The sequence below is a fragment of the Pseudomonas sp. FG47 genome, assembly GCF_057809115.1.
In genome coordinates this window covers 88,948-105,308 of sequence record NZ_JBMDJI010000009.1, presented here as the reverse complement: position 1 = coordinate 105,308, position 16,361 = coordinate 88,948, and the positions used below count along the sequence as shown (strand labels likewise).

Annotated in this window: 12 protein-coding genes; 4 read left to right on the top strand and 8 right to left on the bottom strand. The window is 62.0% G+C overall.

Annotation, left to right across the window (positions count from 1 at the left end):
- Window positions 1–202: 202 nt before the first annotated feature.
- A complete protein-coding gene (locus ACODS5_RS10275; protein ID WP_489108580.1) occupies window positions 203–1,414 on the bottom strand; it encodes a PucR family transcriptional regulator in 1,212 nt (403 codons plus the stop codon).
- Between the two features lie 242 nt (window positions 1,415–1,656).
- Here ACODS5_RS10275 and ACODS5_RS10270 point away from each other — a divergent pair, with 242 nt between their 5' ends.
- On the top strand, window positions 1,657–2,526 hold the full coding sequence (locus ACODS5_RS10270) for a phytanoyl-CoA dioxygenase family protein (protein WP_489108579.1): 870 nt from the start codon (window positions 1,657–1,659) through the stop codon (window positions 2,524–2,526).
- 127 nt (window positions 2,527–2,653) lie between these two features.
- On the opposite strand, the gene ACODS5_RS10265 is transcribed toward ACODS5_RS10270, so the two are convergent.
- The 7 genes from ACODS5_RS10265 to ACODS5_RS10235 form a co-directional block, all read right to left on the bottom strand.
- Entirely contained in the window at window positions 2,654–3,616 is a 963-nt protein-coding gene (locus ACODS5_RS10265; protein WP_489108578.1) for a WD40/YVTN/BNR-like repeat-containing protein, read from the bottom strand.
- A gap of 10 nt (window positions 3,617–3,626) precedes the next feature.
- On the bottom strand, window positions 3,627–6,041 hold the full coding sequence (locus ACODS5_RS10260; protein ID WP_489108577.1) for an efflux RND transporter permease subunit: 2,415 nt from the start codon (window positions 6,039–6,041) through the stop codon (window positions 3,627–3,629).
- Window positions 6,042–6,049: 8 nt separating this feature from the next.
- Complete coding sequence (locus tag ACODS5_RS10255) at window positions 6,050–7,696, bottom strand: DUF1302 domain-containing protein (RefSeq protein ID WP_489108576.1); 1,647 nt, start codon at window positions 7,694–7,696, stop codon at window positions 6,050–6,052.
- Between the two features lie 26 nt (window positions 7,697–7,722).
- A complete protein-coding gene (locus tag ACODS5_RS10250) occupies window positions 7,723–9,144 on the bottom strand; it encodes a DUF1329 domain-containing protein (RefSeq protein WP_489108575.1) in 1,422 nt (473 codons plus the stop codon).
- A 474-nt stretch (window positions 9,145–9,618) separates the two neighbouring features.
- Window positions 9,619–10,266 carry a hypothetical protein gene (locus tag ACODS5_RS10245; protein ID WP_489108574.1) on the bottom strand — a complete coding sequence of 216 codons (648 nt, stop codon included), beginning with the start codon at window positions 10,264–10,266 and terminating at the stop codon, window positions 9,619–9,621.
- A gap of 88 nt (window positions 10,267–10,354) precedes the next feature.
- Entirely contained in the window at window positions 10,355–11,722 is a 1,368-nt protein-coding gene (locus ACODS5_RS10240) for an NAD(P)/FAD-dependent oxidoreductase (RefSeq protein WP_489108573.1), read from the bottom strand.
- Window positions 11,723–11,787: 65 nt separating this feature from the next.
- Window positions 11,788–12,675: a phytanoyl-CoA dioxygenase family protein gene (locus ACODS5_RS10235; protein WP_489108572.1), complete on the bottom strand. Its 888-nt coding sequence runs from the start codon at window positions 12,673–12,675 to the stop codon at window positions 11,788–11,790.
- Window positions 12,676–12,995: 320 nt separating this feature from the next.
- Here ACODS5_RS10235 and ACODS5_RS10230 point away from each other — a divergent pair, with 320 nt between their 5' ends.
- The 3 genes from ACODS5_RS10230 to ACODS5_RS10220 all read left to right on the top strand — a co-directional run bounded on the left by ACODS5_RS10230 (window position 12,996) and on the right by ACODS5_RS10220 (window position 16,236).
- Window positions 12,996–13,577, top strand: coding sequence for a TetR/AcrR family transcriptional regulator (locus ACODS5_RS10230; protein ID WP_102682332.1), 582 nt, complete (start codon window positions 12,996–12,998; stop codon window positions 13,575–13,577).
- 260 nt (window positions 13,578–13,837) lie between these two features.
- Window positions 13,838–15,364, top strand: coding sequence for a flavin-containing monooxygenase (locus tag ACODS5_RS10225; protein ID WP_489108571.1), 1,527 nt, complete (start codon window positions 13,838–13,840; stop codon window positions 15,362–15,364).
- Window positions 15,361–16,236 (top strand): alpha/beta fold hydrolase, encoded by an 876-nt coding sequence (locus ACODS5_RS10220; protein ID WP_489108570.1) that lies wholly within the window; start codon window positions 15,361–15,363, stop codon window positions 16,234–16,236. The genes ACODS5_RS10225 and ACODS5_RS10220 overlap by 4 nt, the downstream gene beginning before the upstream one ends.
- The last annotated feature ends 125 nt before the right edge of the window (window positions 16,237–16,361 follow it).

Below are 16,361 nucleotides of genomic sequence, written 5' to 3'. Positions count from 1 at the left end.
TGATCCTGCCCATCAGTGCTATTGGTAATTTCAATCCTGCTGGTTATGCCTAGATGCTATAGACTCGCGCGCTCATTGAAACAGGATGATCGCTACGCACTGGACGCCTTCGAGCGCTTGATCGCCGCGCTTCCCGCTCGCCAGCGCTAAGGCAGCTAAGGCAGCTAAGGCAGCAAAGGCTCAGCCGATGATGCGCTGGAGGTTATCTCTCGCTCTCATCCTGTGGCGTGCTCCAGATCAGCAGCTCCAGTGCAGCGGCGATCTGGATACGGTGTTCGGCGAAGGGTATCGGCAACAGGTCCTGGGCGCGTTCCAGGCGACGCAGCAAGGTGTTGCGATGGGTGCCCAGCATCTCGGCGGTCTGGGTGACATTGCAGCCCTGGGCGAGGAAGGCGTGCAACGACTGCTGCAGGACCATCGGTTCGGAGGCCAGCCGCCCCAAGGTACTCAGGATGAACTGCCGGGTCGCCCGGGCATCTTGGGTCATCAACGACACCATCCGCACCTGATCGATGCTGGCCAGTGGTGGAGCTCCGGCCAACCGCCCCATCAGCCGTTGGGTCGTCAAGGCTTCCAGGTGCGAGCGACGGAACCCATTGAGCCCGCTGGCCGGTGCGCCAATGGCCGCGCGCAGCGTGGGAAACCGGGCCATGGCGCTTTGCAGGCTGAGCAGGTCCACAGGCTTGGTCACGCTGCTCCAGGCCCACAAGGTCGCGGGGCCGGCGAACACGATCAGCGCCGAGGTAGCCCCCGTGAGGTTGGCCAGCGCACGGGCCAGGTCTTGCAGTTCCCCCACTTGCGCTTCGGCCGTTTCGCTCCACACCAGATAGGCCAGGTGTTTCTGCGCAAGGCTGTAGCCCAGGCGCCGGCCAAACTGCTCGGTGTCTAGGTCGCGGCCATCGAGCAAACGGCTGACCAGGCTGCGTTTGTCGACGTGATCGTCGTGGGCCTGGGCTTGCTTTTCCTCGAGGATGATCTGCGTGATCACCCGCATGTTGCTGTCGATGAACTCCGAGATCGAGCGCGACGAGACGTCAAGGAACTCCTCGAGCAGCGCCGGATCCTGGGTCAGGCCGAACGCCATCTTCATCCACAGTTCCCAGGCGGTGTTCTGTGTCGAACGGGCGACATTCATCAGCAGTTCCGACAGCCCCCGACGGGCAAGCTCCCGGGCCGTATCCACCATGTCAGCCGATACATAGGGCTCCACCGGTTCGCCAGGGCGCTGCATGTTGGCGTTGCCCCAATGCAGCAGCTCCGCGCGGTTGGCGCGCCGGCACGCGGCCAGGATGACCGGGTCTTCCAGCAGCCTTGCGTCTTCCGGTGAGGCGAACAGCGCCTGGTTGAGCCGCTCGACCCACTCCGGCGGCAGCGCCTGGGCACGTTCGGCGCCTTTGCGTATCAGTTCTCGCACCGCTTCGCAGGGGCGTGGCCAGGGGGAAAGAGGACGATTCATAGAGAGTGCATAACGCTCAAAAATACGCAAGGAATTGGTGCTTTTTGTACCTTGGCCGCAGGCCAGTGGAAACATAGCATGAAGCCACTGCCTGAACAAAAACACACGCAAGGCATTTGCCACTCCCCGTGCCTTGTTCAGGCTGTGCGCCGTGCCAATCGGCCAGCGCGACAACGATGCCTTTGAATCGGAGTGTCAGCATGTCAGCCCCCGAAATAAATCCACCCCAGCTGCCCAGCGTAACTCGCGCGAGCTCACCCGAGGAGATCGTGCAGCTCAGCGATCAGGTCGGCGCGGTCATCATCCGCAACTTCATGACGCCTGAACAGGTACGGCGGATCAACCAAGAGGTCGACGCCCCCCTCGCCGCCCTGGACGCAGGCTCCAGGCACGAACACGAGTTGATCGTCGAGTTCCATGGCCGGCAGACCAAGCGGCTGACCAACCTGGTGACCCACAGCAAGACCTTTCGCGAGGAAATTCTCGATGACGATCTGTTTCATGAATTAGGGCGCGTGCTCTACCAGTCCGATTCTGGCGACTGGTGGCTGACCACCGCGCAACTGATTGAAATCGGCCCGGGCAACAAGGCACAGATGCTGCACCGCGACATGGCCCAATACCATCCCTACGTTGCCATGAACAAGCATGCGCCGCGGGCCATCGCCAACCTGATGTTGGCCCTGACCGATTTCACCGAAGAAAACGGCGCTACGCGCCTCATCCCCGGGAGCCAGGACTGGGATGACTACGCAGACGTCGGCACCCCGGAAATGACCATCCCTGCCGTGTTGAACGCAGGCGATGCCGTGCTGTTCGGCGGCAAGGTCGTTCATGGTGGTGGCGCCAACGTGACCGCCGGTGAGTTCCGCCGAGGCCTGACGATTCCACTGCAGGCGTCGATCCTCACGCCGGAAGAAGCTTACTCATTGATCGTGCCGATGGACGTGGCAAGAACGCTTTCTCCCCGGGTGCAGAAGATCATCGGCTTCCGTTCGCAGTATCCCGAGGGTAGCCCGGGCCTGTGGCAGCACAACTACGCTGACCTGGCGGACCATCTGCAGCTGTAACCCGTGGCATTGATCCGGGGGGCAGGCCACCTGCCCCCCGGATATGCCCTGCTTGGTCGGTAATGCCCTGCCCTCTGCGTTGACCGCGTCCGGCCCTCCTCTCATGGCCAGTTCGTCCGGTAACGCCTCACTCCTGGTACGGTACGACGCCACGGCGCGAGAACAGTACAGGCGCACCCTGCGCATCGAGCAGCACCGCCGTCAGCGACAAGCCATCAGCCGACTGCTTTTCCTGGAAATGGCGCCCGCCATCGTCGCTCAGCATCATCAGCCCATCCAGCCCGACCACCAGCACCCGGGAACCCGCTACCGCCATGGCAGTGACGGAGCCTTTGTCGTGGGTAGGCAACCTGCGCCAATCCTTTGCGTCCTTGCCGCCATGCAGCAACGTGCCTCGCTGGCCGCCGAGCATCAGGCTGCCGTCGTTCAGCACGGCCCCGGACCACAAGGTGCCTGTATAGCCGGTATCCAGGTAACCCCAGCTTTTGCCATGGTCCTCGGAGTGCAACAGCTGCCCATGCTCGGCGGTGGCGTACAGCGTGCCGTGGCTGTCGGCAAACAGCCCCATCAGGTTGAGGTCGGCCTTCTTGGCGCCTGCTGGCGGCGGCAACGCTTGCTCGGTCCAGGTCTTGCCACCATCCTCGGTGGTCAGCAGCAACGACCACAGACCCACGGCGACGCCCTGTTGGGCGTTGAAGAAATGCACGGCGAACAGCGGCCGATCTTCGTCGCTGGACAAGCGCTGGATCTGCCACGACTCGCCACCGTCGGTGGTGGCCAGGATCGCGCCCCAATGGCCAACCGCCCAACCACGCTGGGCGTCCACGAAGGACACCCCCGTCAATTGAGTGGATACCGGCACCGAACGCGCCTGGCGGAAGCGCTTGCCCTGATCGTCGGACAACAACACCACGCCGTGATCACCCACCGCGACCACCCGCTCGCCGGCCCACACGGCATCCAGCATGGTCGCCTGGGTGGCGTTGCTCGCCTGCGCGGCGGGCACTGCCTGCAAGGGCTCGGCCCGGGCAGATAGCAACGGCAATGTCGCGGCGAGCACCGCCGCGATCAATGAACCCCTGAATCGCATGTTTATCTCCTCAGTGCAGCAGCGCGCCGATCATGCGCACGGGGCGCTTGCGCGGGAATACCCGCTCCAGCCAGACCGCGAACGCCGGCAGTACGGTCATGGCCATGACCATGTTGACGATGAACATGAAGGCCAGCAGCTTGCCCATGTCCGCCTGGAACTTCAGGTCGGAGAAGGCCCAGGTGGCGACGCCCACCGCCAGGGTGATGGCGGTGAAGATGGTGGCCACGCCTACTTCGAGCAACGCGTGCTCGACCGCCTTGGTGATCGACTGGCCATGGGCCAGGTGCAGTTGCAGGCGGTTGTAGATGTAGAAGGCGTAATCCACCCCAATACCTACCGCCAGCACCATCACCGGCAAAGTGGCAATGGTCAGACCGATCTGCAGTTCTTTCATGAACCAGTAGCCAATGAACGTACCGATGGTCAACGGCAGGCAGCACACCAGCACCGCGCGCAGGTCGCGGTAGACCGCGAACACCAGCAACGCGATCGCGGCATAGACATACAGCAGCATGGGCGTCTCGCTCTTCTCCACCTCCTCGTTGATGGCCGCCAGGACACCGGCGTTACCCGAGGCGAGGCGGATCGACAGCCCCGGTTGCGGATACTCGCTGCGAAACGCCTTGACCGCCGCCACCACCCGGTTGATCGTCGTGGCCTTGTGGTCGGCCAGGTACAGGTGCACGGCGGACATGCTGCAGTCGGTGCGCACCAGGCCGGGCGTGCGCGCCACCTCGGTAGCCAGCGCCGCGTAGTTCATCGGGTCGATGGGCACCACGGCCATCTTCGGGTTGCCTTCGTTGTAGCCCTCGTTGAACTGGCGCAGGTTGCTGGAGAACGACGCTACCGACAGCACGCCAGGCACGCCCTGCATGGCCCAGACGAAGCGGTCCTGGTACTGGGCCGCAGCGACATCCTCGCACGCCGCCGGCACGCCTTCGCCAGCCTCCCCCGGTTTGGCTTCGAACACCACGCTGAGCCAATCCAGCCCGATGTCATAGTTGTTGGCGATGGACACGGCGTCGCGGTTGAAGCGCGAATCCTCGCGCAACTCCGGGGCCCCGGCCTGCAACGAGCCGACGACACGGTCATGGCTTTGCCAGATCGCCAGCAGAAAGATCACCAGCGCCACGCCCAGGACCCACTGCGCGTTGCGCCACTCGGCCAGCCGCGACAGGCCACGCAGCCAGCGGGTACGGCGCTGCCGGGAAATTTCCTGGGCCGCCGCGTACTCGTCGTCGACCCGCAGCATGGACGCCATCAAAGGCAGCATCAGCAGGTTGGTGATGATCTTGTAGGCCACCCCGAGCGATGCGGTGATCGCCAGTTCCCGCACCATCGGGATCGGGATCAGCAGCAGCGTCACGAAAGACACCAGTGCAGTCACCAGTGCCAGCGTTCCCGGGATCAGCAAGCCGGTGAAGCTCGAGCGTGCCGCCGCTTCGGCGCTCTTGCCGGTGGCGATCTCGCGGACAATGAAGTTGATCTGCTGCACGCCATGGGACACCCCGATGGCGAACACCAGGAACGGCACCAGCACCGCCAGCGGGTCGAGGCCATAGCCCAGCAAGCGCAGACTGCCGAATTGCCAGACCAACGAGGCCAGAGAACACACCAGCGCCAGCAAGGTGAAGCGCAGTGAATGGCAATACCAATACACCGCCGCCGCGGTCAGCAGCAACGCCAGCAAGCAGAACTCCAGCACCGCCGAAGCGCCGTCGGCGATGTCGCCGATCTGCTTGGCGAAGCCGATGATCTGCACTTCGAAATCGCCATCTTCGAACTGCTGGCGAATCTCTTTTTCCAGGCGGTGATTGAACGCGACATAGTCCAGGTGCGTCCCGTCGGCCTCGTACTCGTTGAGCTCCGCGGTGATCATCGCGCTGCTCTGGTCACGCGACACCAGGGTGCCGATGAAGCCCCCTTGCGCGGTGGAGTTGGCGATCGAGGCGATGACCTGGTCGTTCAGGTGCTCGGGCGAAACCGTGCCCGGCACCAGCGGATCGGCGCGAAAGCCTTCTTCGGTAATCTCGTTGACGAAGGCATTGGGCGTCCACAACGAGCGCACGCTGCTGCGCGAGATCCCCGGCAGGAAGCTGATCGCCTGGGTCACCTCATACAGTCGCTTCAGCCCAGGGGCGCTCCAGATATCACCTTTGCGAGCCTTGACCACGATGGTCAGGCGATTGGCGCCCATCAGGTCGTTGCGGTACGTCTCGAAGGTCTGGATGTATTCATGGCCGACCGGCAACTGTTTTTCGAAGCCGGCGTCCATACGCAACTGCACCGCGAACCAGGCCATGACCAGGGTGAACACGGCCAGGCCCGCCAGCACCAGCCGCCGATGTCCGAACAAGACCCGCTCGACGCGTGGCAACACGCCACGCGCCTGGACCTCTGTCAGTTTTACAGAACCGTTCACAGGAGGCCTCACAAGGTACGGGAGATCGCGATGCCGACATAGTCGCGGTCACGATACAGCTGGTCGTAAGGGGTATCGCCGCCCATGAACTTGGCGTAGTTCAGGGATACCTGCCAACTGGCCGGGTTGCGCACGAAGTTCAGGTAGAAGTTCATGCTGCTCGCGTCCTTGGTGAAGGTGGCCGTGAGGTTCGGTGTGCGCCCGCTCAGCGAGCGTGCGTAGAACACCCCCGGGGTGACCTGCCAGCCCGGCAGCAAGGTGCCGTCGTAGGTCATGCTGAAGTCCAGGTTGATGCCCGACGAGGTCTTGTCGCCACGCGACTTCGGCGCGGTCGCAGGGTCCAGCTGCCAGGCATTGAGCCCGGCGGCGAGCGGCTCGCCGTTGACCTGGTCATGCAGCCCCGGGTATTTGATGACCACCAGTTCGCTGAGCAAGGTGCCGGTGCTGGCGCCCGTGAAGTCCAGCAGCGTCGGCGAGTTGGACGGCGTGAAGCTGTACAGGCCGGTCAGGTGCCACTGGAACTTCTTCTCGTCCTTCCAGCATTTGCCGCCATTGCTCGAACACAGGTCTACGACCGGGTTGAGCATCACCGAATCCTTTGGCCGGTAGGACAGCTCGGTACCGACGGCCCAGTCGCCGATCGGCATGTTGGCGCTGACGCCATACATCATCCGATCTTCCTGGTAGCGCCAGGACGGTGCGGCGGCAAAGGTGTCAGGGTCGAGAATATCCACGCGCAACGACGGCGTCTTGTCGTGGTAGCGCATCACGTAGAAGCCATAGTTGACATCGCTGTCCTCCGGCTGCCAGCGCAGCGAAAGGCCCCACTGGCCGCTGTCCCGGGCTTTGTTCTCGGAAAACCCGTACTCGCCCCTGCCCTCGCCGAGCGCGTTGGTGGTGGACCAGTAGCTGCCTACCGGCGGCAGCTCGCTCTTGTTCCAGCGAAATTGATAATAAGCCTCGACGTTGACCCCCGAGCCCAGGCCCGAGGCGACACTGAGCATCGGCGCCGGCAGCACGGCCTCCTTGAGCTGTACCCCCGGACGGGCCAGGGCTTGATAGTCGTAGGCGTTGGTATTGTTGATACCCCCGGCCACGAACAGACTCTCGCCCCAGTTGATCACCTGGTTACCCAGACGCGCCCGGACTCGCTGCCCGCCCACGTCGAAGCCTTTGCTCACCCACAGGTCGAGCAGGCGCGCCTTGAAGGCGAGATCGTCGCGGGCATCTTTGCCAAGGCCGCTGCTGCCGATGCTGTCAGGGGTGTTGAATGAGCGCGTGCCGGTGGTATCGGTGGCCGCGAAGTCGCGGATCCAGGTACCGCGCGCCATGAAGGTGACGTCCTCGGGCATCTTCAGCAACAGCTCGTGGGTACCCTTGAGGTAGTTGGTGAACATGTCGCCGCGGTCGTAGTTCAGGTCGCCCTGATCCGCCACGCCCGAGCTCTGCGCCAGGCAGCCGGACGGCACATTGTGCCCGGTGGCCCCCTGGTTGATCAGGTTGCAGCCGCGCGATTGCGTACGTACACCCATGCCGGCGGTGATGGTGGAGTCGAACGAACCATTGAGGGTTTCGGTTTCGAAGGTGAACCCCATTGCCAGTGGGGTGGTGCACACGATGACAAGGCCTGATGCTTTGCTAATTATTCTTTTCATGCTGGCTCTCGATCTGACGTCGTTCTTTAACGTTCGCTGATGGCTCGCAGGTTATCGGAGGTGTAGAAATCGCGTTTCAGGCGTGGGCTGCTGCCGTCCTCGGTGAGCCAGCGGATATCGTTCTTGCCGGCGCCGACCGAGGTCATGTCGAACAGGTAGCGGCCTTCGATCAGGTTGTACTGGACCTGGGCCTGTACGTCGCAAGTGCCGGTTTCGTACACGGGGATCGAGAAGCCTTCACGGACCTTCCAGATCTGCCCTTGCTTGTCGTAATCGACGGCCAACAGTGGGTTCCAGCTGTCCTCGTCGATGTAGAACATGCGCTTGGGCGCCTGGTGGCGCATGCCCTGGCGCACATTGGCCTCCACCACCCAGACCCGATGCAGTTCATAGCGGCGCGCCTGCGGCGCGAGCGAATCGTTGCCGGCGAACGACTCGACCTTGGCGTTGGTGTCATAGGCGCCGAAGGCGTTGTACGGCACCAAAAGCTCCTGCTTGCCGACCAGCTTCCAGTCGAAGCGGTCCATGGTGCCGAAGAACATGTTCCCCTCATCGACGGTGTACTGGTTGTCCAGGCCGATCTGCGGCGCGTCGTAGGAGTACGACGGCATGCGCCGCACGCGACGCTGGCCGGGGAAGTAGTAGAAGGTCGTGGCCTGCTCGCCGGCCACGGCCGTCTGCACCGCGGACTGACCAGCCAGGGCGGCAGGCTCCAGGTAATTGAAGAAGGTGGCGTTTTCCAGACGGCCGACGGAGGAGAACAGGTTGTCGCCTTTCTTGCCCCAGGGGGTGAAGAAGAAGGTGTCGGTGGACTGGCGCAGCCACTCCCCGCCCTTGCGTGGCGAGATGCCCGAAATGCTTTTCGGGATTTCGACGCCCACGCCGCGGTAACGCATCTTCATGTTCCACATCACCTCGGCGCCGTTGCTCGGCATCGGGAACGGGGCTCCCGGCAAATGCGCTTCCTCGAGGGCGACCCCGGTGGCGTCGAGCTTGGCGAAGCCCACGTTCTTGCGCGTGTTCTCAGCCACGAAGGTCGGCACATCGCAGGTGCGGCGGGTCGGGTAGACATCCATGCGGTAGCCTGGAATCTTCTTGAACAGTTCGAGCTGGGCGGGAGCGAGCTTGCTCGCGTGCTGCGCCACATTGCTCGCATCGATGCTGTACAGGGGCTTGTCGCCCTTGAACTTCCAATGTTCCCCGCGTACCTGACCGTAGTTCCAGCCTGTCCCTTGCGGCCCCGGGGTGCTCCAGGCCGGAATATCCCCGCTTGAACTGGCAGCGACCTCACCGCCCAGCGGCGTCAACTTGGAGCCCAGCGCCTCGGCCCCCTGGGGCGCGGCCTGCACCGAGCAGATCGCGGTCGACGCCGCCAGGGTAACCAGCAGCTGCCTGAAAATACGCCGGGCGGACAGTTCACCTTCCAGCCGTGCAGTGACTTCTTTCATGGGGGATCCTCACACAAAGGGCTTTGACCGGGTGCTCGATCTTCCGGGCGGAAAATCGGTGCCTGGCGAATCTTGGTCATTAGACATGGTCAACTGACCATGTCGAATGATCAACACGCAAGTCATATGCCAAAAAGCCTGAGAGGCGGATTACATTAGATAAATCAGCTAGTTGGAATTGCTTATTGCTTTATAGGCGGCAAGCGCCTGTTCATTAGTGGGAAGTAAGGAAACATGTGTTACCAAAAGATGCTTATTCTTGGTGCGCTGTATAAGTATTTCGCCCTCTGAAGAAGCTGAAGCCGTCGAGCCGCTTTATAGGTCAAGCTTATTCAGGCTCACTACTCTCGCGAATAAGAGCTCCATAAAAAAACCGCCCCGAGGGGCGGTAAAAAAGCAGGCCATCGGCCCGCCATGGAGTAAATAGCAGATGTGACATTCTGAAAAATGATGAAGCGCGTAGGTACTGTTGCGTCAATGCGAGTGAAGCATGGCCTGTGTACAAACTTTTCGGGAGCGTTGAAGCGCACCATAGGCATAGAACAACTGCGCCATCGAATAGGACCAGGTCACGAAGGCACAACTCATGAATATCATCTTCGTGTCATCCCCCGGGATCGGGAAAAAGTCATACCTTAGTGCAATCGTCAAGCCCGCTGCCGCCCCCAGGAGTGTTGCCAACGCGTGCAGAATCTCGCTCGCACGCGCCAGTCGCCACGTGAAGTAGAGCAGGTACACCGTGGCGATCGACCACATCAGCACATAGAAATAAGGGAGCCATGGCTTGAATGCGGACGAGAGAAAGTAAATAGCTGCGGCAACGAAAGACAGAAAAAACAATATGAAATCTTTCGCCGGTGTCGGCTTGTAATTATGCGTCACGGCCATCAATCCGAGTGTCGCAATAATCGGAACGCCGACACCGCGGGAAAACGCATCGAGAAAAATGGCAATATTGTAGTTAGTCTGCCAACCGGTGGCGATGAACGTCGTGAAGTTCGTTGCCGATATGCCCACGATCAGAAACTCGACACCGAGCAGATAGTTTTTTTGCCTGATGAATGCCGCGCCATAACCTAAACCACATATCACCAGCAGCACACATGCGACCAGCGCGAACATATCTATTAGTTCCACGATAATAGCCTCTTCAGTAGGGTCGCGGCGTTGTCCCGCAGTCCGTTGTACTGGACAACGACATCAACTGCAGTCAGCCTTTGCTGGCAGTGTGTTTACGCACTTTTCTATCGGTCCAGTCATCCAGTAACTTGGCCGCCGCGAACGCGGAATGGATGGCGCACCACTGCAAGGGCTCAGGCAGCATGGACGGCGTCTTGTGCTGCATGGCCGTCAGCAGCTCTGGTGTCTTGCCGTTGATTTGCGCGGCAAACAGCGACCCGACATATGACTGGGTGCCCAGCCCGTGGCCCGAACAGCCGGTGGAGTAGAGAATATTCTGCTTTTCGCCCATGGCACCGATCATCGGCAGGAAGTCATAGGCGCCGCTGACATAGCCACTCCAACAATGCTGAATGCCCAGGCCGTGCAAGGCCGGATGGCGTTCGCGCAGTACCTGCGCCAATGCCGCGTAAGCGCCCTGGTCTGGGATGTTGGGGGTCTTCGAACCATAGGCATAACCCAGCTTCTTGACGGTCAGCACCATGGTGCCGTGTGCTGTCAGGCGATGGCTCTCCATGGTGTAGTGCGGCGTGATGATCCCTTCACGCCCCTGCCAGCCCACGGCAGCGAGCTGCTGCGGTGAGAGCGGTTGCGTTTCGATCGCCGAGACCCGAATCGCCGCGACCTTGTTGCGCAACACCCCCAGCTGCGGGGTATAGGCATTGGTGGCCAGTACCATCACTGGCGCGGTCGCGCTGCCGTGGCCAGTCTTGCAGGTAATGACCGGCCCCTCGCTGAAGGAGAGCAACGGTGTGCGCTCGTAGAGCTTCACGCCCGCCTCGATGGCCGCGCGGCGCAGGCCGGCGACGTATTTCCCCGGGTTCAGGGTGCCGCCACACTGCTCGGCCGCGAACAGAAACGCCGGTGGGATTCCCCGAGCGCGCATCTCGGCGCCGTCCACGAAGCGGGTCACGGCCCCCAGCTTTTGCCCCAGTGCCATGTTTTCCCGCAAGCGCTTTTCCTGGCTGGCATGAACACCTGCGCGCAGCACGCCGGAGGGGTTGTAGTCACAGTCGATGCCCAACGCCTTCATTCGGCCTTCCACATAGGGCACGGCCTCGTCGTAGAACCTGACGAACTGCGTCGCCTGCTCGACCCCCAAACGTTTGACGAACATGTCGTACTCGATACCCATGCTGCCCAGCAGGTAACCGGCATTGCGGCCACTGGCGCCGAAGCCGGCGAACTCCTGCTCCAGCAGGATCACCTGCGCGCCCAGCGCCCTTAGTTCCAGCGCGGTCGACAGCCCGGCAAATCCGGCGCCGACCACGATGACATCAGCCTTCAGGTGCCCTTCGAGCGACGGCTGCAGATCGGCGGGGCGCTCCACCCATCCACCCAGGCTGCGAAACTTCAACGGTGCAGCGTCACCGTGGGCTGCTTTGTTCACTGCATTCATCTACATGACTCCCAAATACCGGCTCTTGCTTCCATCTCTAATGGCCCCAAGACGGATCGGAACTGTCAGAACCCTTTCCCAGGCTCGGAGAATGCCGGCATGTTCAGGAGCTCTTGCGGGTCGCGCATCTGACCATCGATTTCCACCCAGCCGAGCAACGTGGAACTGGCGCTCCAGCCCAACAGACGTTGCATTTCTGCCGGGAGCTGGCGAACGCGCTCGATGGGAATGGACAGGAAGTGATTCTCTTCCAGACGCAGGAAGGCCAGGTCATAAGCCATGGTCAGGCCGGTGCGTGGGGCTGCGGATGTATTGGCGCCACCGCCGTGGTAAACCGAGCCCATCCACAGCAATGCGGAACCTGCCGGCATTTGCGCGGCGACGGTTTCTTCCTGGGTCGGCATGCGCTCGTCATCCCACAGATGGCTGCCGGGGATGACACGGGTCGCACCGTTTTCTTCGGTGAAATCGGAAATCGCCAGCATCATTTGCAGCCGCGCCTCACGCCCGAACTGGGGGTGGCGCCACAACGAAGTGGCATCGTCACGGTGCAGGGGCTGCAGGCCTTGGCCCGGGCCGATCTGAATGGCCTGGGTGATGCTCAGCTGAATATCGGGGGCCATCTCGATGCGGTCACTGCCTACCCAGACGTGGGTAGGAGTTTGCAGGATCTGCCTGGCCACGCCGAGGAACAGCGGGTTCATCGCTACTTCGACAGCCGTGTCGCTGCGCCCGATGATCCGCGCGACACGCCGGGTCTGGGTGCCCGCGAAATAGGGATCGACGCCGCAAGGGGTGACATTCAGATAGCTGTCCAGTTCGTCGCGCAGGGCGTTCAGCGTGGCCGGTGAGACCAGGTCGGAAATGATGACCCCACCGTCACGCCGAATGATCTCCACCACCTGCTCGACCGATGCATCGCTGCCGAGCGTCGAGAGCGTTCGTGTATCCATCTGCTTTGTACCTGTCTGGTTTTGTCATTGTTCTGATCCAGCGAAGCTGGGCAACGTGGCTCAACCCGCCAGTGCCGACCAGGCCATCCCCTTCCCTGCGGTACTTGCGCAGTGCGGTGGTGCCTGGGTGTGAAAATCATCATCACCGAACATGGTCATTTGATCAAGTCGTTTGATTTAACTATTTTTCATGCTGTTTCATGTTCCTTTGCGCAGGCGTGCTTCGACGCATGGATCGAGGCACCACCTTGCGATAGCATTCGTCACCGTCGACGCCGGACCAAAAGGCCGGCGACAACATCGAAAAGGGAGAACGCTCTATGGCTCGAATTGGCGCAGAAGAGCGCAGGCAGGATTTCATCGAGGCCACCGTGAAGGTGATCGCGGAACATGGGGTGGCCAACGCCACGACGCGGCGTATCGCAGCGGCGGCAGACTCTCCGCTGGCTTCGTTGCACTATGTCTTCCACACCAAGGACGAGTTGTTCTATGCCGTCTACGAATCCTTGATCAACCTGCCGCAGCAATCGCTGCAGCACGTGCCGGCGGGTGCCACGGCAGCTGAATCGGTGGGCGAAATGTTGCGCCAGCTGGTCAACTGGTTCACCGCCCACCCGGAAATGGCCACCACGCAATTCGAACTGTTTTGCTGGAACCTGCGCAACAACCCCGAAATGGCGACAAAGATCTATGCCGTGTCCATCGACGCGGCCCAGCAGGCCATCGCCAAAGTCACCGGTTCGGCGCTGGACCAGGCCGCAGTGGCCACCGTCAGCCGCTTGCTGATCAACCTGTTCGACGGCCTGATGCTGGCCTGGTCCGCCCACGGCGACCGTGCACGCCTCGAAAGCGAAACCGAGACCGCCTGCCAGGCGGTCAAGCTGCTGGTGGCCAGTTACTGAGACGCCATTCGGATTGCCGGGCTGCGCCGCCGCACGGCAATCCGCATTTCCCAGGTGGGCGCACCTCGCCTACTCCTCCCCGCCCCCCGAGCTTGTCCGTCAACCGGCGTACTGACCGGCGGATCGAGAAGGTGCAAATCATCTCAAAACGATGACGACCCGGTGCATTTTGCACCTTGCCCCACATAATCGGCCGCCCTATTCTGGTCAAATGATCAAGTCAAAAGATCAGTCTCTATAACACTACAATAGGAGGCGACATGTCCTCGCACACTGCTCTTCCGGTTGAGCCGCTCGACATTTTGATCATTGGAGCCGGTGTGTCTGGCATCGGCGCGGCGGCCTACCTGCGACGCCAGCAACCCGACAGGACGTTCGCAATTCTCGAGTCCCGCGAACGCATGGGCGGCACCTGGGATTTGTTCCGCTACCCCGGCATCCGCTCCGACTCGGACCTCTACACCTTCGGTTTCGACTTCAAGCCCTGGACCAAGGCGAAATCCCTGGCCGATGCCGCGGATATTCTCGAGTACCTGCGCGAAGCCATAGACGAGTACCAGCTAGAGCCGTTCATCCAGTACCAGCAGAAAGTCGTCTCGGCCAACTGGCAAAGCGACAGGGGCCTGTGGGCAGTGCGCATCGAGGAAGGCCAGGCGGCTCAGGTGCGTACGCTCGAATGCCGCTGGCTGTTCAGTGCCGGTGGCTATTATCGCTATGATCAGGGCTTTACCCCCCGCTTCGAGGGTAGCGAGCAGTTCAAGGGGCAGATCGTTCATCCGCAACACTGGCCGGAAAACCTCGACTATACGGGCAAGCGCGTGGTCGTCATCGGCAGTGGCGCGACCGCGGTGACGCTGATTCCGGCCATGGCGGACAAGGTCGCCAGCATCACCATGCTGCAGCGCACGCCTTCCTACATCATCAATCAGCCGGCCAATGACGGGGTTGCCGCGTTCCTGCGCAAGGTGCTGCCGGCGCAAACCGCCTACTCCCTGACGCGCTACAAGAACGCCAAGATCACCCTGGCGTTCTGGGGCTTCTGCCAGCGTTTCCCCAAGCTCTCGAAAAAACTGCTGCTGTGGCTGACCCGCAAGGAATTGCCGAAAGACTACCCGGTCGACGTGCACTTCAACCCACCCTACAACCCGTGGGACCAGCGTTTGTGCTCGGTGCCCGAGGGCGACCTGTTCAAAGCCATCAGTGCCGGCAAGGCCGACATCGTCACCGACCATATCGAGCGCTTCACCGAGTCCGGCGTATTGCTCAAATCGGGCAGGACGCTGGAGGCCGACATCATCGTCACGGCCACCGGGCTCAACGTACAAATGTTCGGTGGCATCACCCTGCACAAGAACGGCAAGCCGGTGGTGCTTAGCGAGACCCTGTCCTACAAAGGCATGATGCTCTCCGGCGTGCCCAACTTCGCCTTCGCGGTGGGCTATACCAACTCGTCCTGGACCTTGAAGGTCTGCCTGCTGTGCGACCACTTCTGCCGCCTGCTCGGTTTCATGGCGCGCGAAGGCTACAACGTCTGCGAACCGAAGGCGCCGGCCGGCATCGAAACCCGCCCTCTGCTGGACTTTGGTGCCGGCTATGTGCAGCGCGCGCTCGACAGCATGCCGCGCCAGGGGCCGTGCGAACCCTGGGTGATGTCGATGGACTACTTCCGCGATATCAAACTGCTGCGCCGCGGCACAGTGGCGGAAAAGTGCCTCAGCTTCAGCACCGTGCCGAACGTGCCCGCGCATGCCGGCGTCGAACTGCAGCAGCCAGGTAGCCGCCGATGAGCCGTGATCGCTTCTGCGAGCTACCGGGCAAGGGCAAGCTCTGCTACCGCAGCTACGGTGTTGAGGGTGCCCCGGCGGTCCTGCTCATCGTCGGCCTCGGGCTGCAGCTGACCTACTGGCCGCAAGCGCTTATCGCTGGCTTGGTCGAGCAAGGGCTGCGGGTCATCACGCTGGACAACCGTGACTCGGGCAGGTCGTTCTTCACCGACGTGGCGCCCCCCACGACCCTGCAGCAGTTCCTGCGCAAGCGCACCGCAGGCTATGACCTGGGCGACATGGCCAACGACGTCATCGGCTTGATGGACGACTTGCAACTGGAGGCGGCGCATGTCGTGGGGATGTCTATGGGCGGCATGATCGCCCAGACCCTCGCCGCGCGTTACCCGCAACGGGTCAGGACCCTCACGTCGATCTTTTCCACCACAGGCTCCCTGCGCGTCGGCCAACCTGCGCTCAAGGCCCTTCTGCAGTTGCTGCGCCGCCCGCCGCGCAGCGAGCAGGAAAGCGTTCGCGACTACGTGGACATCATGCGTCTGATCGGCTCGACCCTCGAGTGGAACGAGCCTGCCTTGCGTGAGTATGCCCAGCTAGCCTGGGAGCGAGGTGGTGGCGAGGCCAGCAACCTCGGTACCGCCAGGCAGATCGGCGCGATCATCAACTCCGCAGACCGCACCGAGGAGCTGCAGCGGATTCGTTGCCGCACCCTGGTCATCCATGGGGAAAAAGACCTCATGGTCGCCACCAGCGGCGGCTACGCCACGGCGGCGGCGATCCGTGGCTCCAGCCTGGTGCTGTTGCCCGGGATGGGGCATGACTTTCCGGCTTGCCTGTCCACCACGCTACTGTCCCTGCTGACGGGACACCTGCGTTAACAACAATTTTCTTTAGGGGCGTGCAGCTTGGCCGCCCCTCTTTTTATTCCACTGGAGGCCTTTAGCGGCACGCTGCAACACCACCCAAAACAACAACATACCGGCTTGCGCCAAAGCGCCAGGCC